This is a genomic window from Spirosoma endophyticum, assembly GCF_900112365.1.
In the GTDB taxonomy this organism is placed as follows: Bacteria; Bacteroidota; Bacteroidia; order Cytophagales; family Spirosomataceae; genus Spirosoma; species Spirosoma endophyticum.
Genome location: NZ_FOLQ01000003.1, coordinates 536,913 through 563,069, shown reverse-complemented (window position 1 = coordinate 563,069; position 26,157 = coordinate 536,913). Strand labels below are relative to the sequence as shown.

18 protein-coding genes and 1 tRNA gene are annotated in these 26,157 nt (G+C 45.8%); 12 read left to right on the top strand and 7 right to left on the bottom strand.

Annotation, left to right across the window (positions count from 1 at the left end; translation table 11 throughout):
* Positions 1–3: 3 nt before the first annotated feature.
* A complete protein-coding gene (locus BM202_RS11400) occupies positions 4–870 on the bottom strand; it encodes a helix-turn-helix transcriptional regulator (protein ID WP_093826000.1) in 867 nt (288 codons plus the stop codon).
* A 138-nt stretch (positions 871–1,008) separates the two neighbouring features.
* Here BM202_RS11400 and BM202_RS11395 point away from each other — a divergent pair, with 138 nt between their 5' ends.
* The 4 genes from BM202_RS11395 to BM202_RS11380 all read left to right on the top strand — a co-directional run bounded on the left by BM202_RS11395 (position 1,009) and on the right by BM202_RS11380 (position 5,916).
* On the top strand, positions 1,009–1,938 hold the full coding sequence (locus BM202_RS11395) for a dihydrodipicolinate synthase family protein (protein WP_093825999.1): 930 nt from the start codon (positions 1,009–1,011) through the stop codon (positions 1,936–1,938).
* A gap of 49 nt (positions 1,939–1,987) precedes the next feature.
* The gene (locus BM202_RS11390; RefSeq protein WP_093825997.1) at positions 1,988–2,992 is read left to right on the top strand and encodes a 4-hydroxyproline epimerase; all 1,005 of its coding nucleotides are present in this window, start codon (positions 1,988–1,990) and stop codon (positions 2,990–2,992) included.
* A 49-nt stretch (positions 2,993–3,041) separates the two neighbouring features.
* Entirely contained in the window at positions 3,042–4,289 is a 1,248-nt protein-coding gene (locus tag BM202_RS11385) for an NAD(P)/FAD-dependent oxidoreductase (RefSeq protein ID WP_093825995.1), read from the top strand.
* A gap of 67 nt (positions 4,290–4,356) precedes the next feature.
* Positions 4,357–5,916: an aldehyde dehydrogenase (NADP(+)) gene (locus BM202_RS11380; RefSeq protein ID WP_093825993.1), complete on the top strand. Its 1,560-nt coding sequence runs from the start codon at positions 4,357–4,359 to the stop codon at positions 5,914–5,916.
* 113 nt (positions 5,917–6,029) lie between these two features.
* On the opposite strand, the gene BM202_RS11375 is transcribed toward BM202_RS11380, so the two are convergent.
* The 5 genes from BM202_RS11375 to BM202_RS11355 all read right to left on the bottom strand — a co-directional run bounded on the left by BM202_RS11375 (position 6,030) and on the right by BM202_RS11355 (position 11,611).
* Positions 6,030–6,650, bottom strand: coding sequence for an ABC transporter ATP-binding protein (locus BM202_RS11375; RefSeq protein WP_093825992.1), 621 nt, complete (start codon positions 6,648–6,650; stop codon positions 6,030–6,032).
* Between the two features lie 128 nt (positions 6,651–6,778).
* Positions 6,779–7,573, bottom strand: a complete 795-nt coding sequence (gene lpxA / locus BM202_RS11370) for an acyl-ACP--UDP-N-acetylglucosamine O-acyltransferase (protein WP_093825990.1) — start codon at positions 7,571–7,573, stop codon at positions 6,779–6,781.
* Between the two features lie 81 nt (positions 7,574–7,654).
* The gene (locus tag BM202_RS11365; RefSeq protein ID WP_093825988.1) at positions 7,655–9,049 is read right to left on the bottom strand and encodes a bifunctional UDP-3-O-[3-hydroxymyristoyl] N-acetylglucosamine deacetylase/3-hydroxyacyl-ACP dehydratase; all 1,395 of its coding nucleotides are present in this window, start codon (positions 9,047–9,049) and stop codon (positions 7,655–7,657) included.
* A gap of 72 nt (positions 9,050–9,121) precedes the next feature.
* A complete protein-coding gene (gene lpxD / locus BM202_RS11360) occupies positions 9,122–10,162 on the bottom strand; it encodes a UDP-3-O-(3-hydroxymyristoyl)glucosamine N-acyltransferase (RefSeq protein WP_093825986.1) in 1,041 nt (346 codons plus the stop codon).
* Between the two features lie 183 nt (positions 10,163–10,345).
* Entirely contained in the window at positions 10,346–11,611 is a 1,266-nt protein-coding gene (locus tag BM202_RS11355; protein ID WP_093825984.1) for an HD domain-containing protein, read from the bottom strand.
* A 128-nt stretch (positions 11,612–11,739) separates the two neighbouring features.
* Between BM202_RS11355 and BM202_RS11350 the strand changes: the two genes are divergently transcribed.
* From BM202_RS11350 to BM202_RS11325, 6 genes are all read left to right on the top strand, one after another.
* Positions 11,740–11,813: transfer RNA gene (locus BM202_RS11350), tRNA-Ile, on the top strand.
* A 997-nt stretch (positions 11,814–12,810) separates the two neighbouring features.
* The gene (locus BM202_RS11345; protein WP_093825982.1) at positions 12,811–13,113 is read left to right on the top strand and encodes a hypothetical protein; all 303 of its coding nucleotides are present in this window, start codon (positions 12,811–12,813) and stop codon (positions 13,111–13,113) included.
* A gap of 516 nt (positions 13,114–13,629) precedes the next feature.
* Positions 13,630–14,190 carry a helix-turn-helix domain-containing protein gene (locus tag BM202_RS11340; RefSeq protein WP_093825980.1) on the top strand — a complete coding sequence of 187 codons (561 nt, stop codon included), beginning with the start codon at positions 13,630–13,632 and terminating at the stop codon, positions 14,188–14,190.
* A 145-nt stretch (positions 14,191–14,335) separates the two neighbouring features.
* Positions 14,336–15,388: an ice-binding family protein gene (locus BM202_RS11335; RefSeq protein WP_245776623.1), complete on the top strand. Its 1,053-nt coding sequence runs from the start codon at positions 14,336–14,338 to the stop codon at positions 15,386–15,388.
* 185 nt (positions 15,389–15,573) lie between these two features.
* Positions 15,574–16,176, top strand: a complete 603-nt coding sequence (locus BM202_RS11330) for a transposase (RefSeq protein WP_093825977.1) — start codon at positions 15,574–15,576, stop codon at positions 16,174–16,176.
* Positions 16,177–16,894: 718 nt separating this feature from the next.
* Complete coding sequence (locus tag BM202_RS11325) at positions 16,895–20,797, top strand: PAS domain S-box protein (protein ID WP_093826301.1); 3,903 nt, start codon at positions 16,895–16,897, stop codon at positions 20,795–20,797.
* Positions 20,798–20,966: 169 nt separating this feature from the next.
* Here BM202_RS11325 and BM202_RS11320 read toward each other — a convergent pair whose 3' ends face one another.
* Positions 20,967–21,836, bottom strand: coding sequence for a polysaccharide lyase family 20 protein (locus BM202_RS11320; RefSeq protein WP_143100677.1), 870 nt, complete (start codon positions 21,834–21,836; stop codon positions 20,967–20,969).
* A gap of 1,261 nt (positions 21,837–23,097) precedes the next feature.
* Between BM202_RS11320 and BM202_RS11315 the strand changes: the two genes are divergently transcribed.
* Both BM202_RS11315 and BM202_RS11310 read left to right on the top strand, forming a co-directional pair.
* The gene (locus BM202_RS11315; protein ID WP_317039691.1) at positions 23,098–23,808 is read left to right on the top strand and encodes a polysaccharide biosynthesis/export family protein; all 711 of its coding nucleotides are present in this window, start codon (positions 23,098–23,100) and stop codon (positions 23,806–23,808) included.
* Between the two features lie 11 nt (positions 23,809–23,819).
* On the top strand, positions 23,820–26,141 hold the full coding sequence (locus tag BM202_RS11310; protein ID WP_093825971.1) for a GumC family protein: 2,322 nt from the start codon (positions 23,820–23,822) through the stop codon (positions 26,139–26,141).
* Positions 26,142–26,157: the final 16 nt, after the last annotated feature.

Below are 26,157 nucleotides of genomic sequence, written 5' to 3'. Positions count from 1 at the left end.
GGCCTACATATGATACCGTTGAATGTATTCGCTCGGGGGCATACCGGTAATCTCTTTGAACTGGCGGTTGAAATTGGACAGGTTTGTATAGCCGCAGCTAAAGGCAATCTGATTGATGGTTTGTTTCGATTCGCGCAGGTGACGGCAGGCATGTTCGATCCGTACTTCGTTGAGCAGGTGCGAAAATGTTTTCCGGGTGTGTTGTCGAAAAAAACGACAGAAAGCCCCCGGCGTTAAATTAGCCACGTTGGCAACATCGTCCAGCGAGATCGGCGAGGCATAGTGCTGAAAAATAAACGAAAACACCTGTTCCAGCCGACGGTGATCGTCAGGCCGTCGGGGCTGTTCGTAAGCCGTTACGGATAAAACCTCCCGAGCGGGATTGGTCATCAGGTTATCCAGAATACGTAGCAGATTCAGGAACTGCTCGAAAGGGCGCAGTCCCGGCAGTTCTTCCAATTGATTGGCGAGCTGATCGCCTTCCCGGCACCGTAGCCGGACACCATGCCGGGCTTCCTGTAAAAGTTGGTTCAAATGGCGGGTTTCGGGTAGACCCAACACATTCGTTTCTAATTGATCAGGGCGAAATAGGACAGACACGGAGTGGGAACGTAACATCGAATCGGGCTGGAAATAGTCGGGATCACTACGTAGTACGTGTGGCAAATTTGCGCCGAGCAGCAAAATATCATACTGGTTGAACCGGTCGATTCTGTCTCCCGCGATCAACGTACCCTCACCGGCAAGAATTAGTGTCAATTGAATCTCCGGATGAAAGTGTAACTGCCCGTAAAAATGAGACAAGTCATCCTGCTCAACCCGAAAGGATCGATCATCAACCGTAGGGACTTTGAATAATAAAGGCTTCATTGGTATGGATTTGACGCTATTTATCCATTACTATTCTCAATGTAGTGAAAATAGTATCATAACCGACGAATTCCAAACTATGTCTTTTTTCACAGAATACTGAACTTTGACTAACAAATGTCAAACCAGCTACTACGTATGAACGTCTCTGTACAGTGGGAAGGTGTTTACCCCGCGCTCCTGACTCCGTTTACGGCCGATGACCAACTGGATCTGCCGCTTTTTGAGAAGAATCTACACGCTCAACTTGAAGCGGGTGTCCACGGATTTATTATTGGTGGTTCGCTGGGCGAAGCCAGTACGTTGCTGAACGAGGAAAAAATCGAACTCCTCAAGTCGGGGCTGGCCGTTTGCGACGGGAACGTACCGGTGCTGATCAACATTGCCGAACAGGCGACAAAACAGGCGATTGCCCGCGCTCACGAAGCAGAAACCAACGGAGCCGATGGACTGATGCTCTTGCCACCGATGCGTTACCCCGCTGACGCTCGCGAAACTGTTACGTTCTTCAAGGCTGTAGCGCAGGAAACGTCGTTGCCAATCATGATATACAACAACCCGTACGACTACAAAATCATGACGACCGTAGCCATGTTTGAGGAGTTAGCGGAGTTACCCAATATTCAGGCCGTTAAAGAATCGACCCGTGATCTCACCAACGTAACACGGATGCGGAATGCGTTTGGCAATCGGTTTAAGTTAATGGGCGGTGTCGATACGTTGGCACTGGAAGCGCTGTTACTGGGCTGTGACGGCTGGGTAGGTGGTCTGGTCGATGCGTTTCCAGCGGAAACTGTTGCCATTTATGAACTGGCGAAAGCAGGTCAGATTGCCGAAGCGCTGGACATTTACCGCTGGTTCATGCCGCTTCTTGAACTGGACATTCACCCGAAACTGGTGCAATACATCAAACTGGCCGCCACAGCAACAGGAATCGGTTCGGAGTACGTACGGGCACCCCGATTGCCGCTCATAGGTGCTGAACGCGAGCAGATTCTGAACGTTATCGAAACGGCACTGGCGAAGCGACCTATTAATCTAATGCGGGTGGAAACCCGCACATTCTAATCTATAAATCGCGGTTTTCCACCGCAACGGCGGACCGTCCTCATTACATATGGCCGAATTTCATTTTTTCTGTATCGACGCCCATACCTGTGGGAATCCGGTACGTGTCGTTACGGGCGGCAGCATTCCATTTTTGCAGGGCGAAAGCATGAGCGAAAAACGGCAGCATTTTCTGCGCGATTATGACTGGATTCGGAAAGGACTCATGTTTGAGCCACGAGGTCATGATATGATGTCGGGGAGTATTCTTTACCCGCCCACCGATCCGGCCAATGATGCGGGCGTGCTGTTCATCGAAACGTCGGGCTGTCTGCCTATGTGCGGCCACGGGACCATCGGCACCGTAACCGTCGCCATTGAGCAGAATCTGATCATGCCCAAAACGCCGGGTGTACTGATGCTTGAAGTACCCGCCGGACTGGTTCGGGCGGAGTACATGCAGGAAGGTAAGAAAGTTACGTCGGTGAAAATCACGAACATCAAATCGTATCTGGCAGCAGAAAAATTGACCGTTGACTGTCCGGATCTGGGCACGCTGACAGTGGACGTAGCATATGGTGGAAATTTCTACGCCATCGTCGATCCGCAGCCAAACTTCCCCGGACTGGAACATTATAAAGCTGAACAACTCATTGCCTGGGCTCGGGTTATGCGTCAACGGATGAACGAGCAATACGCGTTTGTGCACCCAGAGAATCCGACAATTAATGGGCTGAGCCATATTCTCTGGACGGGTAAACCACTCCAGGACACCTCAACTGCCCGAAATGCCGTTTTCTACGGCGACAAAGCCATTGATCGGTCACCTTGCGGCACCGGTACGTCGGCACGGATGGCGCAATGGTACGCTCAAGGCCGACTCAAGCCGGGTGATGTATTTGTTCACGAAAGCATCATTGGATCAATTTTCAACGGACGTATCGAAGCCGAAACAGAGTTAGCTGGTCATCCGGCCATTATACCGAGTATTGAAGGCTGGGCCCGAATTCATGGCTACAACCACATCATTCTGGACGAAGCCGACCCATACGTATTTGGTTTTCAGGTCATATAAAAAGAGCGAAAGACCGGCCCATTCATTCACTCTTTCACTTATTGTTTATATGTCACACATTGGTATTGTTGGCGGGGGCATCATTGGGCTTAGTTCGGCCTATTATCTGCACAAAGCGGGGCATCGCGTTACGTTATTCGACCAGGCTCCCATTGCCGAGGGTGCTTCATTCGGGAATGCAGGAATGATCGTGCCCAGTCATATTATTCCACTGGCCCAGCCCGGTATGATTGCCAAAGGCATGCGATGGATGCTGAAATCGACTAGTCCGTTCTACGTCAAACCACGCCTGAATGCCGATCTGCTACGTTGGGGATGGTTATTTTATCGCCATTCCACGCCCGAACACGTTAAGCGATCCATTCCACTGTTGCGCGATCTTAGTTTGCTCAGCAAAACGCTGTATCAGGATTTGGCAGCCAACGGTGATCTGGACTTCGAGTGGCAGGAACGCGGCTTATTGATGCTCTACAAAACTGCCTCGGCCGAACACGACATGGCCGAAGAAGCCGACGTGGCCAATCGTGCCGGTATTGAAGCACAAGTACTTACTGAACAGCAGGTTCAGGAGCTGGAGCCGAACACGCGGGTTGACGTTCGCGGGGGTATTCTTTTCCCCGGCGATGCCCATTTGAACCCAGGAGAATTGATACGTTCATTACTGTTTTTTTTACGAAAGAAAGGCATTACAATCCTGGAGAATCATACCGTGACGGGTTTCGGGAAATCCGGCTCCCGCATTAAGTCAGTGCAAACGTCGCTGGGCGAATATTCGGTCGATGAGGTTGTTGTGGCGGGTGGCGCCTGGTCGCCGGTTATTGCGCGACAATTAGGGCTGAACCTTTCGTTGCAGGGTGGCAAGGGGTATAGTTTTATGCTTCGGAACGTAGGGAACAACATACGTGTGCCTGCCATTATGCTCGAAGCCCGCGCCACGGCTACACCGATGGAATCAGACCTGCGCTTTGCGGGTACGCTTGAAGTGGCCGGTACAGATATGAAGGTGAACATGAACCGGGTTCGGGGTATCGTTCAGTCCATTAACCAATACTATCCAGACATCCCAGTTGAGATGCCGGTGGTTGATACTGTCTGGCGGGGATTAAGGCCCTGTTCACCAGATGGTCTGCCGTATATCGGACGTAGCGAGAAGTTCGATAATGTAGTACTTGCCACAGGACACGGCATGATGGGCCTCAGTCTCGGCCCGGCAACGGGCAAACTGGTTAGCGAGCTTATTAGTGGCGCTACAAAGAGTATGGAGATTTCGGCTTTCAGTCCAGATCGATTTGCGTAAAGCGGCATTTCATAAGTAAATCGGGCTAATTTTGCCTTATTCTTACTGCATTTGTATCTAACCCGTTATGACTAACGCACCTATAACCACTACGTCCCCGATCGACTCATTTCAAGGCATTAATCCCGCTACAGGTGAAGCTTTACCCGGTTTCTTTCAGGAAGCGACTACCGACGAAGTCGCCCAAGCCTGCGAGTTGGCCGCGAAAGCGTTCAGCGAATACCGCAAAAAATCAGGTGCTGAAAAGGCTAAATTCCTGGAGCAGATCGCTACCGAAATTGAAGCGCTGGGCGATGAGTTGTTGACACGAGCCCAAGCCGAATCGGGTTTACCCTTGGCCCGCTTAACGGGTGAGCGCGGCCGCACAACGGGTCAACTCCGTCTTTTCGCGGACTATCTGCGCGAAGGCTCCTGGGTAGATGCTCGGATTGACACAGCCCTCCCCGACCGCCAGCCCCTCCCCCGCCCTGACCTCCGGCAGATGCTACGTCCGCTAGGACCTGTAGGCGTATTTGGAGCGAGTAATTTTCCATTGGCGTTTTCGGTAGCCGGGGGCGATACCGCTTCGGCACTGGCTGCTGGTTGCCCAGTTGTGGTGAAAGGCCATCCAGCCCATCCCGGTACGTCGAAATTAGTCGGCGAAGCCATTAGCCGGGCCGTTACAATCTGCGGTATGCCCGCTGGGACGTTCTCGATCGTGCAGGGACGTACTGTAGCAGTGGGTATGGCCATTGTGAATCATCCGGCTATTAAAGCGGTGGGTTTTACTGGATCATTTCGGGGTGGAAAAGCGCTGTTCGATGCAGCCGCCCGCCGTCCGGAACCGATTCCGGTGTATGCCGAAATGGGAAGTACCAACCCGGTTTTCTTTCTACCGAAAATACTTCAGGAAAAAGGCAGTGTACTGGCGCAAAGTTACGTTGGGTCCGTTACGTTGGGCGTTGGTCAATTTTGTACAAACCCAGGTCTCGCCATCGTTCAGCAATCGCCCGAAGTGGATATGTTTTTGCAGGAAGCAGGCAATACGATTACGAAAAGCCAGCCTGCGGCTATGTTAACACAAGGTATTCAGCGAGCGTTTACGGAAGGAATCGGTAAGTTAAGCGAAGCCGAAGGTGTTAACGTACTGGCACAGGCCACGGCTGTTGAAAGCTTTGCTCACGGGACGCCAACCCTACTAAAAACCACCGCCGACGCCCTGGTTGCTAATCCAGCCCTGGCCGAAGAAGTTTTTGGCCCAAGCAGCGTAATTGTTGAAGCGAGTAGCCGTGAACAATTACTGGCGGTCGCGAATGGGCTTGAAGGCCACCTGACCGCTACTGTATATGGCACGGACGATGAGTTGCTGGAATACACTGATTTGCTGGAGATTCTGGAGCAGAAAGTAGGTCGCCTGCTCATCAACGGCTTCCCAACGGGCGTGGAAGTGAGTCATGCCATGCAGCACGGTGGTCCCTATCCCGCCACAACCGATTCGCGATCTACGTCCGTCGGCACCAACGCCATTCTACGATTCGCCCGACCCGTCTGCTATCAGAATTTCCCGGATGCCTTACTGCCAGATGAATTAAAAGCCGCCAATCCCCTGCACATCTGGCGATTGGTCGATGGAAAGTGGATGAGTTAATCAAAACAAGGTCATTGTCCACAGCAACACGGAGAACACGGCGCTATACATTTGTCTCTATGTTCTCCGTGTTGCTGTGGACAATTTTCCTATTTTACTCTTTCAAGTTACAACTATTTCCACTGAATTACATCCAGTACGTTCGGGCAGAAGTCGTACTCCTCAGGCTGGTTTGAACCGATTAGTAAAAGTTGATCAGGAGCGAGTTGACGAACCTGGTCGTGGTACCAGGCGGCTCCCTGCCGGTCCAGATTGGCCGTTGGTTCGTCGAGGATAACAACCGGAGAATTAGAGAAAAACGCTAAGCCAAGCTTAACTCGCTGCTTCATCCCCGATGAAAAATACTTGATTTCTTTATGCCGGGCGTGCGTCAGTAACAAACGGTCAGCAATGACTTCGGGCGTCAGATTTGCTTTGAAGGGTTTGAAGGTCTGATGAAATACTAGTAATTCGTCCAGCGTCAGCTCTTCAACTAGTTCTAGGTAAGGTGCTGCAATGCTAACCTGTCGGAACCAGTCCTCTGGCTCAAGATCTTTACCCGATACGTTATACGTCAGCTTACCTTCTGTAGCGGGCAAACTTCCGGCAATCAACTGCAACAAGGTAGATTTACCACTGCCATTTGGTCCCACAAACGTGTAACTCGTCCCGGCCGTGAGAGATAAGTTCACACGCCGAAAAATCCATTCCTTCCGATATTTCTTACCAATTTGTTTGCAGTTGATCGTCAGCATCGCACGTCCATCACCGTGGCCGGTATCCCCACTAACCTGCCAATAAAACAAATGGCCTGTGGGGACACAGGCCACGGATAAGCATTATCTATTACTCGTTCGGAAACGCCCGCACAACATAGTACGCTTTATTCCCTTTCGCCATTCGACGATGGGCCGCGCATGATACCCCGCTCTGACGCACGAATAAAATTAACGATTTCGTCGCGCTCATCCGACGGAGGCAGTTCCAGTTCGATCTGGGTTAGTGCATCTGCATTATTTAGGCCCCGCATATAGATATAGCGGTAAATCTCCTGTACCTGGTTGATTTTATCGTTATCGAATCCCCGACGACGTAGGCCAATCGAATTAATGCCTACATAAGACAATGGTTCGCGGGCCGCTTTTGTGAACGGTGGTACGTCTTTACGCACCAGTGAGCCACCCGAAATCATGGCGTGAGCGCCGATACGTGTAAACTGAAGCACCGAACTTGATCCACCTATAATAGCCCAATCGCCCATGTGGACATGGCCGCCCATTTGTACATTGTTAGTCAGAATGCAGTGGTTACCAATCCGGCAATCGTGCGCTACGTGTGCATAGGCCATAACGAGACAATCTGAACCGATTTCGGTTTTCCAGTGCTCCTCTGTTCCCCGGCTGATGGTTGCATATTCACGTATGGTTGTATTATCGCCAATGAACGTGCGGGTGTATTCATTTTTAAACTTCAAATCCTGCGGAGTCGATGAAATAACAGCTCCCGGATAAATCTTACAGTCGCGGCCAATACGGGCCCCTTCGTTAATCACCGCGTGCGAACCAATCCATGTGCCTTCGTTAATCTCGACGTCTTTATGGATAATAGCAAATGGCTCGATAACTACATTCTGCGCGATTTTCGCTTCAGGGTGAATATAAGCTAATGGTTGAATCATTGTTTTTAGTCGTTAGTCGTTAGTCATTAGCCGATAGTGGTCGTTGGATTACTGACGACTATTGACGGTTCACTAGCGACTTCATTTTTTCTTCACCAAACTGGCAATCATGTCGGCTTCGCATACCAGTTGGTTGCTCACGTAGCCCCGGCCCTGCATTTTTACGATACCGCGTTTCATGGGCGAGGTAAACTCACATTTAAAGATTACCGTGTCGCCAGGCAAAACGTTGCGTCGGAAACGGCAATTCTCAATACCCACCAAAAACGGCCAATAGTTCTCAGGGTCAGGCACCGTACTAAGTACCAGAATACCACCCGTTTGTGCCATTGATTCGAGCTGCATCACGCCCGGCATAACCGGATTTCCGGGAAAGTGCCCTGGAAAGAAAGGCTCGTTCATGGTAACGTTCTTGATACCCACTACGCTGTTTTCATCCAGCGCGATGATTTTGTCAATCATCTGAAATGGGTAGCGGTGGGGCAGCAACTGCGAAATACGGTTAATATCCAGCACGGGTGGTTGTGTTGGATCATACTGAGGCACCTGGTTAGCTGCGTTCTTGTGAATCTGCTTCTTGATCTTTTTGGCAAGTGCTACGTTGGCTGCATGACCAGGACGGGCCGCCAGAATTTGGGCTTTGATGGGTCGACCAATCAGGGCCAGATCACCCACCATATCCAGTAACTTATGGCGAGCCATTTCATTAGGATAATGCAACTGAATGTTGTTCAGAATCCCTTCCTGCTTGTTCACGCTCACCTTGGGCTTATGAAGCAAGTCCGCCAGATAATCCAGTTCGCCGTCTTTAACATCGCGATCAACAATAACGATGGCGTTAGTTAGATCACCGCCTTTAATGAGATTCTGCTTATAGAGCGCTTCGAGTTCATGCAAAAACACAAACGTCCGGCAGTTCGCAATCTGCTCGGGGAATAGGCTAATATCATTCAGATAAGCATGTTGGCTGCTGATAACCCGTGAGTTGTAATCGACCATCACTGTCAGGCGATAGTCATTCAACGGCAGCGCAGCTAGTTCAATATCTTTGTCTGGATTGCGATAATGAACCGATTCCGTCACCTCATAATAATTGCGCGTAGCGTTCTGTTCTTCAATACCCGCTTCACGTAACGCGTTAATAAATTGAATCGACGAACCATCCAAAATGGGAGGTTCGGGTCCATTTAGCTGAATCAGTACGTTGTCTAACTGTAAACCCACCAGCGCAGCCAGTGTATGTTCGACAGTATGAACACGCGCACCACTCTGCTCAATGGTTGTGCCCCGCGAAAGGTCAACAACGTTATCGACATCAGCATCGACAATGGGTTGTCCTGGCAGGTCAATACGTTGAAATTTATAGCCGTGATTCGATGGAGCTGGCAGGAACGTCATCGTTGCCGAAACGCCCGTGTGCAACCCCACCCCCGATACCGAAACGGCCTTCTGAATCGTCTGTTGTTTGGTATTCATTATACGTCTTTAGTCGTCAGTCATTAGTCGACAGGTACCAGTCATTCTTATACGTACCCAGCGACTGCCTATTTACGACTTTTTTTCACTTTCGTTTTTCTTTTCCAGGTTTGATAGCCGCTGTTCCAACGATGGCAACCGCCGGAAAATAGCCAGGGAACGCATGCTTTCTTTGAGTCCGAACGCAGGCGAACTATTGATCGCTGTTCCTTCTTCGTCAATACTTTTTCCTACGCCCGATTGAGCCCCAACTTTAGTACCATTGGCGATGGTTAAATGACCGGCAAAACCGACCTGACCCGCAATAACACAGTTATCGCCGATTTTGGTCGATCCAGAAATACCCGTTTGACCCGCGATGACTGTGTGTTTGCCGATCTCAACATTATGTCCAATCTGAATTAGGTTGTCGAGTTTAGCCCCGGTCCGAATAATAGTTGAACCCAGCGTTGCACAATCAATGGTCGTGCCGGAGCCAACATTCACAAAGTCCTCCAGAATGACATTTCCAAGTTGTGGAATAGTTTTATATGTACCGTCGGGTTGGGGCGCAAACCCGAAGCCTTCGCTGCCAATTACCGCATTGGGATGAATGACGCAATATTGGCCAATAACGCAGTTGTCCAGAATCCGGGCACCGGCATGAATAATCGTGTTGTCACCAATACGAACATTGTTGCCAACGTAGGCATGAGGATGTACCTTAACGTTATTTCCAAGCTGGCAGTTTCGGCCAATGTAAGAAAACGCGCCCCGGTAATGCTGCTCACCAATTTGACAATTCTCGCCGAGATAAGACGGCTGTTCGACACCAACCCGGGCAAAACTCAGTTGTTTGTGATATTCTTCCAGCAGGCGGGTAAACGCTGAGTAGGAATTTTCTACAAAAATCAGGGCAGAAAATACCGGCTTTCTAGGCTCGAACGATCGATCGACAATGACCGCCGAAGCTTGTGTCGTATAGAGATACGATTCATATTTAAGGTTCGACAGGAACGAAATATCGCCTGGCTTCCCTTCTTCGATCTTAGCTAATCCGGTGATTGCCAGTGTATCATTTCCGGCGACTTCGCCCCCCAGCAGTGTGGCAATCTGCTTGACTGTAAACTTCATATACGTATGACGGCCGTCGCAATACACTCTTTTTTAGCGAGTGATCGGGGCGCTAAGGTAACTAACAAATTGCACTTTTCGTATAAAACAACCTTAAATAGTGATTAAGGCAGATGCGGCAACGTAGTAATGGATGAATCAACAGTTGCTTTAACGTATCAGCAACCCATAATTTCATTTCCTTTATAACCTTACTTTATCCAGATCTTTTGCCCAGCAAACGTAATATCGGCGAACAATTGTCGTCAATACCTGAATGTTCGACAGATCCGAAGCATCAGCAATGTCAATCACCTTACCGGATTTCAGTTTAATATTAATTCGATCACCCGAAGGCAAATAAGCCGCATTCGTCGCCTGACCTTCGACCAGAAAATAAGACAGTATGTCGTCCGGCAATCCTATCCGACGAAGCTGTCCCTCCAGTTCATTCAGTAATTCGCCCGCAAATGGCTCTGTCGATAGTATAATTTTAAATAGTTTCCGATCAAGCAGCATCTGACAGATTGTCGAAAGCACCGGATCGCTATGCAGCGCCCATTGTTTTATACAAGCCCAGACATCGAAATCGTCTAACGTAGTAAACGCATCGAGATACGTTCGATTGGTCCGAAAATCAGCTAACGAGATGCTCTCACCCAAAAATAGCTTAAACGTATCCGGGGCAAAGATCGACTCAGCACCTTCGTGCGACGACTCGGCCTGCCGGATAAGAAACCGAGCCCGACGGAGAATTTGGATTAGCATCGACTCGCAGCAGATCGACGTTTTATGCAGGTAAACCTGCCAGTACATCAATCGCCGGGCATTCAGGAAATTTTCTACACTGAGGATTCCTTTAGCCTCGACAACCAGTTGATCGTCGACCAGGTCAAGCATTTTAATAATTCGTTCAGCACCAATGGCTCCTTCTGCAACGCCCGTATAATAACCGTCGCGGTTTAGGTAATCCATTCGGTCCATATCCAGCTGGCTCGAAATAAGTTGATGAAAAAAAGGCCGCTCATACGTTCCTTCAAACATGCGGATAGCCAATGACAACGCTCCACCGAATTGCCGGTTAAGATCGTGCATGAGCAGCAGCGAAATCTCTTCGTGTGGTACGTTGTCTAGCAAACAGCACTCCAGTACGTGTGAAAACGGGCCGTGACCAACGTCGTGGAGCAAGATGGCAATCTGAGCCGACTCACACTCCTCACTGGAAATCGAGTGACCCTTACTTTGCAGGGTACTCATGGCTTCCCCCATGAGGTGCATGGCTCCCAGCGCGTGGTGAAAGCGTGTATGCAGCGCCCCCGGATACACATATTCCGAAAGTCCCAGTTGCTTGATTCGCCGAAGCCGTTGAAAATAAGGATGTTCCACCAGATCGAAGAGCAAGTCGCTCGGAATGGTGATAAATCCGTAAACGGGATCGTTAAGAATTTTTTTCTTGTTGGACTCTGCCATCGAACAAAGGTAGTTAGACAGGATTACCCAATTAGCAGGATTATGTTCTGAAAATTTGGCGGCTTCTGTGCTGATGTCCAAAAAATTCGTAATTTTGCATCGCTGAACCAGAGTAATCTAACAGCAAAGGGCTTGTAACTCAGTTGGTTAGAGTGCCTGACTCATAATCAGTAAGTCCCAGGTTCGAGCCCTGGCTGGCCCACGAATATAACTAAGCACCTACGATATCATTTGTAGGTGCTTTTTTCATTGGTTTACTCTCTGATTTACACATCTCTATCATTTCTCCCCAAACTACCTGTTGGCGAAACCGCTTATCGGGCCATTTCAATACGGCTTGCTTAATCTGGTTCCAGATGTCTGGCTGAGTTGGTATAGGTAGTCAGTGTCCCATTCCGGCCGATACTAAGTCCACTCGTGACAATAATATGGCACTGGGCTGCCCTGACTAAGCTAGCACATTAGAACTGAATGCTAATGCTTATTTAATCACTCGTGCTACGTATTCGCTTTCTCAAACTTTAGTCAACAGGCCTTGTCAACTAAAATTTGAATATTATCCGGAAAGGATCGGCTAGGTGGGAAGCTTCATTTCAGTCACTACTATCCTTTTTGTTTAAAATGAATCATATCTTATTGAACCAGCTTAGAAACAGTAATAAACTATTATCGCAATAAGTAGTTTAGTTTTAGTAATGTTAGAATGTTTAAACAACTTGGTCTTCTCTTGACAGTTTTGGCTCTTTAAATCCACTAATATATGACCAAGTAGGAGAGTACAAAAGCCATTCATAGCAACAGATACGTAGGATGTTTTTGCACTCGCTACTCAAGATGGTATGAAAGCTCTCACGTAGCTTAATCTCAATGTGCAGATGCCCCTTCTCCTAGTACTATCTCCTGACTTATACGTACTGAGAGCGTCTGGAGAGAACTAATTAAACTGTTACGTCTGCCCCAATTACAACCCGGTTAATCCTTATGATCCACTCTTTTGGACCCCATTGACTTTTCGGTGTTGATGTATCTGACCATTAGCAAATCTATTATTAATAACAAAAGGCCTTAAACTTGATAGCTAATCGAGCACTGGTGAGACACATAAAGCGACAGGTAAAACCGATCAATGGTTGTTCCTCAAAAACAGCGACAACTATAAGATTAAGTGCTAGTCGAGCAACCCAAATTTAACTAAAGCTATGAATCCAGATCCAAACAATCCAGTAACTCTAAGTGCAAAGGAATTAGCAAACCTAATTGGTAAAATCGGCACAATTGAGGCAATGGCAAAAGTAACTTATGAATATCTACGGGATTCAATGTCACCAGATGAGAAGACTGTGTTGGTAAAAAAGATTATTGATCAAGTTCCGGTTTCTGTTGAAAACTTGTTTAAGAAATTAAGTCCAGCCGATTCTTCATTCACTAAGGACTTACAATATTTTCTTACAAATCGCTTTGCCGAAGATTTGGAGGAAACAATAAGGCAAAACCCAGAGTAGAAAACACATCCCTGTTTTTCTGCCTACATTATCCAGGCTGGAAGTATAAGAGCCTGATTAATGCTAATCACTTTCCTTTCAAAATTGGGTTTGACTTTATTCCAGCGTCTAATTGAACTATAGTATACCTATCATTATTGGCCGAATCTATTAGCTAGACTATCCTTTTATTAGTAGCCTTAGATGTTAAAAATTATTCTTCCCAATGTTAAGCTAGCAGTGTAGAGTTCAAAAAAATGATTGTGTCTGGCTAATTATTCTAATTACACGTATACAATTTCATTGATATAAATCCTACAAGTTAATCTTTGGGTTTATTTATCAAAATTTATTAAGCAAAGTAGCGAACATTAAATGTCAGCGGTTAACGGTCGGTATAGATAACCTAAAAACTAGTTATAGATACAGTAGACTGATCTACAAAAAAGTAAGCCGTACGGATTTTTGCCATTCTCAATATTGCAGTAACCTTACCCACGGAGTATTAATGCATCCCTACCATTCTCAAAATATGAAATGAAACTTTACATCAAATACATGGTAAGTATCCGCTGCAAAATGATTGTGCAGGCAACCTTGAATGAACTTGGACTACAAAGCGGAATAGTAGAGTTAGGCGAGGTAGAAATCGCAGAGAATCTTACTAGCGAGGAATATAATATACTTAGAACCAAACTGTTAACTTCAGGACTTGAACTGATGGAAGACAGAAAAGCTATACTAATTGAAAAAATAAAAAACGTTATTATAAACATGGTGCATTACGCACACGAACTTCCCAGAACTAAAAATTCAATTTACATTAGCGAGAAACTTAATTATGATTATACCTATCTAGCCAATCTTTTTTCAGAGGCCACAGGCCTTACAATCGAGCATTACATTATTGCCCACAAGATCGAGCGGGCAAAAGAACTACTACTATATGATGAGATTAATCTTACTCAAATAGCTTACCAACTAAACTATAGTAGTGTAGCTCATCTATCAAGTCAATTCAAAAAGGTCACTGGTTTGACCCCTTCTTTTTTTAAACAACTTAAGTATAAGAAACGTATCGCGCTCGAAAATGTGTGAATAATGTAACTATTTTTCATAATTATAAAATTACTTGACAATCTAGTAAACCATATTTGCAATTACATAAACTGCATATTTAATTGTCGAGATAATGAAAATCAACGTACTACTTACTTTAATAACAGTACACTTACTTGTAGGCTTGACTGTAAGTTTAGGCCAAGCTCCTGATTTAGGAACAGCCTCTAATTTCGCTTTATTCACAGCCACTGGCGCTTTGTCTAATGTCGGATCATCGACAGTAGTAGGCGACCTTGGTACCAATGATGGTTTATATAGTGGATTCAACACCGCAACCATAACGGGGCAAAGTCATGTAGGCGATCCGACCTCTGCTTCCGCTGCGGCAGATGTAGTGACGGCTTATAATTCACTGGTTGCGACCCCCTGCACAGTAGTTTTGGCAACTCCCGAATTAGGGGGTCAGACCCTTACGTCAGGCGTTTATTGTCAGAACACAGCTCTCCCTTCCACCCTGACAGGAACGTTAACGTTAAGTGGACCAGGCCTTTTTATTATTAAGCTGAGTAGTGCCTTGGTAACGGCTACTAACTCCAGTATTGTGCTGACGAATGGGGCTTCCGCAGCCAATGTGTTTTTTCAGATATTAGGCGCTGCTACGTTAGGCACTGGGTCTACTTTTAAGGGCACTATCGTTGCCGAGGGAGCTATCGTTTTAAATACAACCACTCTTGAAGGGCGGGCGCTCTCAACAGTAGGCGCTATTGCAGTAAATGAAAGTAGCATTACCAATGTAGGGGCACCTTTGCTGGCAGATCTGATTCCGATTACATACACACTACCAACTACTCAGTACGGCACCACTGACTTTACCGTCGTGGTTGATGTGTTTGATCTGCTAACGACGCCCACCAATGCATTAATAACGGTCTATGTAACCAAAGACCCCTTAGCGGTTATGGCTTTTAACAGTAACGCAGTCTTTATTGGTGGTAAGAGCGTCCAGAACAATATATGGACGTTAAATAACTCAAATGACAATTTTTACATCTTTACCACCAACGAAGTGATTGCGGGTAATGGGCATAAATCGTTTGGACTTACAGGTGTGTTGACGCCGGGTAACACTCAGGGTTCACTAACCGTCAGCACCACTATAATGGGTGGCAGCGGAGGAGAGGGAAATATTAGCAATAATACAGATGCCGACAAAATTGACTATTTCAAAAAATAGGAGTTGTCAGATAGGATAGTTAACGACCATCACTCCATTTAATCCTCATTGGATTGATATAGCTATGGAGACTATTTAGCTACCAGACGTGCAGCGACAACTCTATACAGTAACGCGGATATAAACAGGGCTCTAAGCTACTGACCACTATAGAGGAATAATCATAAAGGGCATCTCATTAAGTGATGGAAAACAGACAACAGCTTAGTTTAGGTGGTGACAGCAGTGGTGTTGTCATCGATTCACGACATCGCTGGAAAAATCAGGTGGATATTCAGGAAATCCTAACTGCCATTGATACCCCCGCGACAAGCTATACGGATGAAGACAAAGAGGAAGCTTTTGAGCTGTTAAAATCGGGCAAGAGCATTGCACAGGTGGCAGTCTTATTGAACATACCTAACCTGCAGATTCGTCGTTGGTGTCTACAGGCAAGGGCTTCCGGCCCGAAAGTAGATGGACGGCGTTTATATGACGACACGTTTAAGGCTGAAGCGCTTAGACAGCTTAATCGGGGCATAAGTGTTCGCCAACTAGCTAAGTTGATGGGCGTAACTCAGGTTACGCTTCATAAGTGGAGGAAGAAAGCGCCATTTCTAGATGAACGGTTGGAGGCTTACTCTCAGGTGGAGTCAGTTGTAGTTGACGAGCAGGCAGCCTTCGGCGAAATAAGTGCTGACGCATTAAGCACTGACCATATTGCCCACCTGAAGCAGCAACTCAGGAAAGTGGAACAGGAGCGCGATACCTTAAAAAAAGCCATTCAGATTCTGATGCGTGCAGACTGATTAGTTTCGGGACTCGGGTTATAAGCAGTTCCTCGGGCACTCTTTATGCATAACTTAATAATGCTTTGCAAAGAATACAATCCAAAATACCCGTTAGCATACAAAACCCTTAATCGATTGGTTAAGGGTTTTGTATGCTAGCAGTTCGTGTTGATAAATCTCTTATTGAGCTAATTAAATCCTCAACTCAACCTTATGTTATTGACCTAATCTAAGTTGCCTGATACTTTCAGACATTTAAATAGTTATAGGTTACTCAGACCTCAGTCACTGACTGGGGTTTGTTTATACGTCTTTGCCCATCGGCAAAACCGTTGATAGATCGACCGGGATGCCGTACATCGTTTCCAAGGACCAAAACATCCAGGTAAATCCCACCAGAGAGCACCACTATTCGTTTCCTAGCATCGTACTGATAAACAGCGAATTATCTATTGTTAACAGTGTACATCGCCTGGTTTGCCCGGTAATGAATGACCACTGTTCTACTGCTGTAAATCGTTAATTTAGTAGCATCTCGTGCTGCAAATTGTGATTCGTTCCTATATGTAACTGATTGTCAGCACGCTCCAGCCAATTAGACTATAATCATACTTAATTCTGCCTAACGGTCTCTATTTATTAGTATATAATTTTAAATTTTCATTAACAACTTATTAACTTTAACGTATCAACATAGAAATGCTTCACTAATTGCTTATTGATTGAATTGAATGATATGGCCTTCCCACTTAATGAGCATGAGCGATTAGAAGCTTTACATCAGTATCAAATTTTAGACACACTGCCTGAAAAGGCATTCGATAGGTTAACCCAGCTGGCATCTCTAATTTGTCAAGTACCTATTTCCATGGTTTCATTGATTGATCAGCATCGGCAATGGTTTAAATCTAAGGTGGGACTTGACACGAAAGAAACGAGCCGGGATATTGCTTTTTGCCGATATGCTATTCTGGATAGTGACATATTCGAAGTTGAAGATGCTACGCAGGATAGTCGATTCAGGGAGAATCCATTTGTTCTGTCAGATCCCCATGTCCGGTTTTACGCAGGCTATCCACTGACTGACCCCAACGGCTATGCCTTAGGCACACTTTGCGTGCTGGACCGTGCAGCCCGAAAACTGACCAAAAGCCAGCGGCAGTCGTTAAAACTACTGGGAGAAATGGCGACTGACCTGATTGTTGAACACCGGCAAAAACAGGAAATAAACTATTTTGAGAATCTCTTTACGCTCTCGAATGATTTGATCTTCGTAGCGGGCAGCGACGGGTTCCTGAAAAAAATAAATCCGGCTTTTCGCCAGATACTTGGGTGGGATGAAGCCTATTTGTTACGTACACCTTTTTTCGAGTTGGTCCATCCTGATGATTTACAGGCAACTAAACTTGAAATTAAGCACTTAGCCGCCGGCAAATCATGTGTTAATTTTACACACCGTTTCCGGTCTCAATATGGCACCTACCGACATCTTCAATGGGTAGCAACACCCGAACCTACCACGGGCTATCTTTTTGCCATTGCCAGAGATGTTACCGATGAAAAGAAAAAGGAAATTCAGCTTTATCAGTCGGAAACCAAGTTCCGCTCATTCTTTGAAAACTCTCAGGGGTTGATGTGTACGCATGACCTGGATGGAACACTCATGTCCGTAAATACGGCGGGCGCTCATGCATTAGGCTACCAGCCGGAAGACCTTATCGGGCATCGTTTACATGAGATCACTCCTCAGCAGCAGCATGAAGAACTTAACGCTTATTTGCAATCGATTCAAAAAACCGGCAGAGCCAATGGCCTCATGCAAACACGCCACAAAGATGGCTCACTTCATATCTGGTTATTCGCTAACATACTGGAAAAGGAGCTGACAGGTACATCTTATATTATTGGTAATGCTATCGACATCACAAAACGCCACCAACTTGAAGTTGATTTAAAGCGGACGAAGCAAATGCTGGAGCAAACGAACGAGGTAGCTAGAATTGGTACCTGGGAAGTGGATGTCATCCGGCAAACCGTATACTGGTCGACCGTTACTAAAGCCATTTATGGAGTACCAGACGACTTTGTGCCCACTTTCGACGCTGGTATATCATACTTTAAAGGAGCCAATCATAAACAAATTACTGCGGCTGTAGACCAAGCTATCAACCAAGGGATCGCTTTCGATTTAGAACTGGAGCTTATTACAGCGGCTAATCGGCCAACGTGGGTTCGCATCGTGGGAACGCCTGAAGTTGAATCAGGGACATGCAAGCGCCTATATGGTACTTTTCAGGATATTCACGAGAAGAAAATAGCGGAACAGGACCTAATCAATGAAAAACTTAGACTTGCGGCTTTTGTCGAACATGCCCCGGCGGCCGTGGCCATGTTTGACCGAACGGTCTCCTATCTGGCTGTTAGTCGTCGCTGGATGGAAGTTTATGATCTATCCGAGAACGTAATCGGTTTATCTCATTATGAGGTTTTCCCAACCTTATCCGATAGCTGGAAAGCCATCTTTGATCGCTGCATTGACGGGTCCGTTGAGAAAAACGATGAGTACGTATGGCGGCCGGAAGGATGGGATCATAACCAACATCTATGCTGGGAAGTGAGGCCCTGGTATCAGTTCGACGGGTCTATTGGGGGTATTATGATGTTTACTCAGGATATTACAGAGTCCTGTCGGCAGCGGGATGAATTGAAAAAAGCCAAACTACAGGCCGAACAGGCCAGCATCACGAAATCAGAATTTCTGGCCAATATGAGCCACGAAATCAGAACGCCTTTAAACGGAGTCATTGGCTTTACCGACTTGGTACTAAAAACCTCGCTTACCGAAACCCAGCATCAGTATCTGTCTATTGTCGACCAATCGGCCAATGCCTTGTTAAGTACCATCAATGATATTCTGGACTTTTCTAAAATTGAGGCCGGTAAACTGGATTTGACGGTCGAAAAAGTGGATCTATACGAAATCAGTAGCCAGGCCGCTGATATTATTACGTATCAGGCCCAGAATAAAAGCCTGGAAGTGTTGCTTAATTTGCCGGCAGATCTACCCCGCTTTGTCTATCTCGATTCTGTACGCTTGAAGCAGATTCTGGTTAACCTATTGGGCAATGCCGTAAAATTCACCGAGAAAGGAGAAATTGAGCTAAAAATCCAGGCCTTAACCGATACGGTTCAGGACTATGTCACCTTTCGGTTTGGGGTGCGGGATACGGGTATTGGCATTAAACCCGAGATGCAGGAACGTATTTTCGAGGCCTTCTCTCAGGAAGATGCATCCACTACTAAAAAATACGGTGGAACGGGTTTGGGACTAACCATTTCTAATAAGTTATTGGGCTTAATGGGTAGTCGCCTGGAGTTGACCAGTACGCTTGGTGAAGGAAGTTGCTTCTCCTTCGACATCAGGCTTAAAACGGAGCCAGGCGATCCTATTAGCTGGCATGATTTAGACCAGATCAGGAACGTACTGATTGTGGATGATAATGCGAACAACCGCCTTATTTTACGGCAAATGTTCGCGCTTAAACAAATTGTCGTTGAGGAAGCCAGTAATGGATTCGAGGCCCTGCAGTTAGTAAGCCAGACCAAACATTTTGATTTAATCCTTATGGATTATCATATGCCCTTCATGGATGGTCTGGAAACAGTCGGGAAAATTCGAACCAATTTCCCGCCATCCGAGAGTGAGCAATTCATTATTCTTCTGCACAGTTCATCGGATGACGAGAGGATAAGTACCGCTTGTGAGGCTTTGGGAATTAACCATCATCTGGTGAAACCGTTAAAAATGGTTGATTTGTACCGGGCCTTATCCCGTTTGGGGCGTCATACGAATAAACCGCTACCAGTGGTGGACAGCCAGCCGGCTCTGATCGAATCCAAACCCATTAACGTACTCCTGGTAGAGGATAATATGATAAACCAACTACTTGCCAAAGCTATAGTTTCCAGAATAGCCCCGAGTGCCCAGATTACAGAAGCCATCAATGGGCAACAAGCAGTGCAGGCCTACATACGGCAACGACCAGACTTGATCCTGATGGATATTCAAATGCCAGTCATGAATGGGTATGAGGCCACACAACAGATTCGAAAAATAGAATCAGACCGTCATACTCCAATCATTGCCTTGACGGCTGGTACTGTAAAAGGAGAACGGGAAAAGTGTCTGGCGGCAGGTATGGATGATTTTATTACGAAGCCAATTATTGAAGAATCGATCGCGTCCCTGTTTCAGAAATGGTTAGGGCCTTTATTACCTGGCAAACAAGCGGATGCTAACTCCGGCGGGCCAGATAGGCATTTTGACCCTTTGGTGCTCAAAAATATTGCCGGTGATGATCTGGAGATCATCCGTGAGCTACTGGATGCAGCCGAGGTTGAGTTAAAGAATTCGTCATCTGTCCTCTTTCAGGAGGAAGAAAAGATGAATGTAACAGGTTTAAAAGCCGCTGGCCATAAACTTCGCGGAACCGCGTTGAGTGCCGGTATGACCAATTTAGCTGAATTAGCTTACCTACTGGAGTACATGGAAGGTTCTGACGGTGACAGAATACATACCTTGGCAGATCGAATTCAATCGGAAATTAAAGTTGTCCTTTCTTTACTAGCGGAATGCTAACCCGACTGCTCTTTTTCCTCATCGTTGTATTGCTATCGGTTCTTTATGAGCGTTATCAGAACCAAAATAGGCTTTGGCTTTTTAAGCCAGTTTTAGTCACTGAATAAATTCTCCTTCCATACGGTCAAAGAGCCACCCATTGCTTGACTGAGCAGGGGTGGTTCTTTGACTACTTATTTTTCGGAGTCTGTTGTTCAATGGCCGTATTATTACCCCTACCTGGTTTTACGGCATCGTACCCGGCCATTGCTCCACCAATACGTACTTCGTCGTAGTAGATAACCTTCTCTGTGTAGGTATCCTTACCCATCCAGCAGTAAAGACCGCACTTCCAGTAGGGCTTATTAATTTGTGGATAGCCAATGTTAATGTTCTGCTCATTCATGATTTGTACCCCATCCTGCCAAACCTGTACCTGTCCCGAATTTCCATCCGGCGCCCATTTGATGTGTACGACATAATCAACCCAACGGTCAAATGAAGCTAATCCCAGATCCACTCGTTTACTACTGGTAGGCGACTGCAGGAGCTTGACAATTGGTTTGCTCGAAGCCGCATAATACAGATACAGATGATTAGACTGGACTTCAATACATAGCGGAGGTACAGTATCTGAGAAGCCGGGGTCGGGCACTCCATGCCACTGACTGACGATAGCGATTTGATTGTCATTGGCCATCGATGATGAAGGCATAAAAGAGCTATACCCGTACCAGCGCTCAGTTTCACCAACTGGCAAGGGAACGGTTGATAGTTCAGAATGCAGCATTTGATTGGTGCCATCCATCTGACTTGGCTTCCAGCTAATGCGCATGGCCTGTTTCCCAACCCGCTTCTGTTCTGAAGAAACGTAACCCGCCGTTTTTGTCCAAAATTGGGCTTTCCAAAAAGGTGCAACCCAACTGGTCTCAAAACCGTCCATATCCAGAAGGGAAGCGTCTTCACGAGCGGATGCCTGAGCTACGCTCTCAGGGGCAATTGTATCCGACTTTGTACAACTACTTAAGCTTACTACCGTCGATATAAGGATTGATAACACAACTGATCGAAGAGATTGATAATTAGTAGCGGGATAAGTATTCTTTCTTTCAAAATGTTTATTGAAAGCTACTGGAGGAGAGGTTAAAATAGTCACGTAGGTACATCAGTTTTATAATTAAGACTGATGTGCCCACATACTGTCACATTACCACTTGCCGGATAAATCCAATTTTAGAATTAACCATCCAATATAAACAGCTGATAATCTGTGTTATAAAAATCAATAAATATATTAAACTTAAATTAGTCATATTTTTATAGTTACCATTATATACACAGTACATATAATTTATTTACCTTTTGACTTTTATATACATAAAGTATAGTACTCATTTAATAACCATATATATTTTGTTTTCTTTACCAGGAGCCACTCGTAACTTATAAATAGTCACTTTAGATATATCCAGAAATTACTTAGCTTTTTTCTGATTTTAATCCCTTTTTAATATCAATCCAATGCTATCGAGGCTTTTTTTCGAAACGTAATCTGACAGGCAGCATACCTGCCTGTCTAGCTTTTGCTAATCCACAATCGAAGAAAAAAGACAGTTTGTTATTGACGTCGATAGGCGCGTATCAATGTAAAAAGTGTAAGTGCAACTAAGCAACAGAGCCCTATTAGGAAGTGGAATGCTCCGTGGCGTAGCGAGTGTTATGTAAGCCTTATCAAATTGATGATACGCAGATAGGCCCAAGCCAAAATTAAAAATGAGAGTATCCCTAATTTAATAAGACTGACTTAGAATTAACCGACCTATCTAGAATGGTAACACTGTCGGGTCTGAATGGAGCCAACTTGATAACCGATGTCTAGCCAAATGAACTCAACAGTTAATTCGTACAGAAGTCGAGGTTTAGCTAGACAGAGCTAATTCCTTAACTCAATTGACTGGAACAACTTCAGTTACTAAAAAATCTTGTTATGATCCTTTTGTTTACTTATAATTTATTTTGTAAATAAAATATTTACTATAACCTTTTAAAACTAACTATAGAATACTATATTTGTGTTAGTCGATATGTGAGTTATCAATTTATGTATACGTAGCTAACAAAGCTCGAAACAGGTATATATTGAATAGGAAGTCAACTTTAAACTTATGGAAACTTAAAAAAATCTACAGTCAGTAAGTAAATAACTAGCTGGTAACCAACCTATCACTTACATGCGTTTATTGAAAAATTCTACAAAATTACAATTTGTAGTAACCTTATTAGCACTACAACTAGCTGTTGGATGTACATCGTCGCGCCGGTTGATATACTTTCAGAGTCCACCCCTGGCAACCGATACGTTGAAAACAGCCACTCGATTTGTACCAGTGATACAGCCAGGTGACATTATATCGGTGCGGGTAAGTAGCTTAAGTCCGGAGGCAACTACATTCTTCAATCCGATGGCAACCTCTCTTCCAGCGGACCGGTTGTTGACACCATCCACGATAAGCTCGCTACCCGAATTATCAGGCTACCTGGTCGATCCGGCTGGTTCTATTGAGTTACCACTTATCGGTAAAATTTCGATAAGTGGATTAACTACAGCTCAGGCAGCTGATCGTATTCGTGGGCAGCTAAAGGAGTACTTAAAAGAACCAACGGTAAACGTCCGTAATCAGAACTTCCGGGTTTCGGTCATGGGGGAAGTCGCTCATCCTTCCCTGTTCACGATTCCGAATGAGCGGATCACATTATTAGAGGCCTTGAGTCTTGCGGGTGACATCACTATCTATGGCCGACGTGATAATGTGCTGCTTATACGGGAGGAGAATGGACAGCAAAGCTTCATCCGACTTGACCTTACATCACGTGATTTATTTCATTCTCCTTACTATTATTTACATCCTAATGATGTCCTATACATTGAGCCTGGTAAGGCCCGCGTGGCCAATGCCGACCGAACGTATCAACTCCTACCAATTGCCTTAAGTGCTTTATCCTTTTTAGCTATCATATTCAGCCGCTTCTAATTAGTATACGTATGTCTGAAAATGTTTATTCTTACACGCCTTATCAGGCTTATAGTGCCGAACAGCCCAATCTACGGGTAATAATGCTTCGTTACCTGAAGCATTGGAAATGGTTCGTTTTATCATTGCTACTGACTATTGCTGGTGCTTATGTCTATTTAATGTACCAGACGCCTATCTATAAAATTCAGGCGAGCCTCCTGATCAAGGATGATAAAAAAGGCCTGGATGGCGAGAATATCCTGAAAGAGATGGATATCCTGAAGCCTAAAAAAACAGTCGAGAACGAAATCGAAGTCGTCCAATCTTATACTTTAATGGATAAGGTCGTTGAACATCTCAATCTTGATGTCCAGTATTTTAATTCAACGCCTACTATTGATAAGGAAATATATAGCACAGTGCCAATCCGTCTGGTTGTGGAACAGCCAACATCGGCGATTTATGAAGAAAAACTTTTGCTTACATTCATAGATGGGCAGCACATACGTATCAACAATCAAGCCTACCCAGTAAACCAGGCAATTAATACGCCCTACGGCCGGTTACGGGTCATTACCCGGCAACCGCTAACCGCAGCGATCGAGCCAATTAAAGTTAAGGTGTCGCCCCGCACAGAGACGGTGAATGGCTATCTGAAACATCTGACGGTAGAAACCACCAGTAAAGCCTCGACAGTGCTGGAGATATCACTCGAAGAAGCAGTACCAGCCAAAGGAGAAGCTTTGCTGAAACAACTTATCGACGAATATAACCAAGCAGCCGTGGTCGATAAAAATCTGGTAGCAGCTACGACACTGGAATTTATCGAAGAGCGGCTTAAACTAATCTCAGGCGAGTTAACAACGGTTGAAAAAGACGTCGAGCAATACAAAACAAAGCAGGGAATAACGGACCTGGGCCTACAGGCCCAATCGTTTCTCGAAACGGTACAGACCAATGATGCGCAGCTTAATCAGGTAAACATTCAGTTGAGCATGCTGAATGATATTGAAAAATACGTCAGTAGCAAAACCGCTACCCGAGGTACCGTACCCGCTACGCTTAATTTGAGTGATCCGGTTCTGATGGGGCTATTAACGAAAGTATCTGAGCTGGAACTTCAACGTGATGCCATGACGGGTGTAACGTCAGAGCGAAATCCGATCTTTCAATCGCTCAACAGTCAGATCAAACTGACCAAAGAGAGTATAGCCGAGAACATACAGACAATTAAACAACAGCTAAACAGTACGCGCAGCCAGTTAAGCCAGACAAACCGTCGGCTTGAGGGAATGGTACGTACGGTTCCCCACAAAGAACGGGCGCTGCTGAATATTACCCGACAACAGGCTATAAAAAACAACCTGTATACGTATCTATTACAGAAACGGGAGGAAACAGCGCTATCATATGCATCTACACTACCCGACAGCCGCATCATTGATATACCCCGCCACGATGCTAATCCGATCAAACCCGTTCGCAAAATGACCTTCGTGTTGTTTGGTCTTTTTGGGTTACTGCTACCCATTGGCGCTATGGCCACCCGCGATGCCCTGAATAACCGGGTTCGTCGGCGGTCTGATGTGGAAGACGTATCAAAGGTCCCTATTTTGGGCGAGGTTGTTCAATCCAGTGGATCAAAAGCGCTGGTGGTCGTATCGCGTAGCCGCACGGTCATTGCGGAACAGATTCGGGCGTTACGTACGAATCTACAGTTTCTGCGAAGTAATCCGACTGGTAGCCAGATTCTGTTGTTTACGTCGAGCATCAGTGGTGAAGGGAAGTCATTTATGTCGCTGAACCTGGGAGCCAGTCTGGCTTTAGTTGACCACTCAACGGTAATCCTGGAAATGGATCTGCGGAAACCGAAGCTACACTCATCACTGGGCATGCGCAATGGCATAGGCATCAGCAATTACCTGATTGGAGAAGCCACCATTGATGAGATTCTACAACCGATCGAGGGGTTTTCTAATTACTTCCTGATCAGTAGCGGTCCTTTGCCACCGAATCCATCTGAACTGCTTACCGGCCCCTACCTGCCCAAGCTACTGCTCGAATTACGGGAACGCTTCTCATATGTTATTATCGACTCGCCCCCCATTGGACTGGTCACAGATGCGCAGATCATTGCCCCTTTTGCCGACGCAACACTCTTCATGGTTCGGCATGACCTAACACCCAAATTGTGCCTCAAAATGGTCGATACACTTTATAAAGAGCATCGTTTTCAGAATCTGAATGTCATTCTGAACGCGGTTGCCGATGGTGAATCGTACTACTATAGCTATAACTATGGTGGCTATTACAGCGATGCAGAAAAACCTGCCCGAGTAATTCGTAAATAAGCCTTGACCAGCCTTA

Excerpts from the sequence above, each read along its gene's own strand:
- BM202_RS11400 (WP_093826000.1), bottom strand. The coding sequence starts at position 870 with ATGAAGCCTTTATTATTCAAAGTCCCTACGGTTGATGATCGATCCTTT.
- BM202_RS11395 (WP_093825999.1), top strand. The coding sequence starts at position 1,009 with ATGAACGTCTCTGTACAGTGGGAAGGTGTTTACCCCGCGCTCCTGACT.
- BM202_RS11390 (WP_093825997.1), top strand. The coding sequence starts at position 1,988 with ATGGCCGAATTTCATTTTTTCTGTATCGACGCCCATACCTGTGGGAAT.
- BM202_RS11385 (WP_093825995.1), top strand. The coding sequence starts at position 3,042 with ATGTCACACATTGGTATTGTTGGCGGGGGCATCATTGGGCTTAGTTCG.
- BM202_RS11380 (WP_093825993.1), top strand. The coding sequence starts at position 4,357 with ATGACTAACGCACCTATAACCACTACGTCCCCGATCGACTCATTTCAA.
- BM202_RS11375 (WP_093825992.1), bottom strand. The coding sequence starts at position 6,650 with ATGCTGACGATCAACTGCAAACAAATTGGTAAGAAATATCGGAAGGAA.
- lpxA (WP_093825990.1), bottom strand. The coding sequence starts at position 7,573 with ATGATTCAACCATTAGCTTATATTCACCCTGAAGCGAAAATCGCGCAG.
- BM202_RS11365 (WP_093825988.1), bottom strand. The coding sequence starts at position 9,049 with ATGAATACCAAACAACAGACGATTCAGAAGGCCGTTTCGGTATCGGGG.
- lpxD (WP_093825986.1), bottom strand. The coding sequence starts at position 10,162 with ATGAAGTTTACAGTCAAGCAGATTGCCACACTGCTGGGGGGCGAAGTC.
- BM202_RS11355 (WP_093825984.1), bottom strand. The coding sequence starts at position 11,611 with ATGGCAGAGTCCAACAAGAAAAAAATTCTTAACGATCCCGTTTACGGA.
- BM202_RS11345 (WP_093825982.1), top strand. The coding sequence starts at position 12,811 with ATGAATCCAGATCCAAACAATCCAGTAACTCTAAGTGCAAAGGAATTA.
- BM202_RS11340 (WP_093825980.1), top strand. The coding sequence starts at position 13,630 with ATGAAACTTTACATCAAATACATGGTAAGTATCCGCTGCAAAATGATT.
- BM202_RS11330 (WP_093825977.1), top strand. The coding sequence starts at position 15,574 with ATGGAAAACAGACAACAGCTTAGTTTAGGTGGTGACAGCAGTGGTGTT.
- BM202_RS11325 (WP_093826301.1), top strand. The coding sequence starts at position 16,895 with ATGGCCTTCCCACTTAATGAGCATGAGCGATTAGAAGCTTTACATCAG.
- BM202_RS11310 (WP_093825971.1), top strand. The coding sequence starts at position 23,820 with ATGTCTGAAAATGTTTATTCTTACACGCCTTATCAGGCTTATAGTGCC.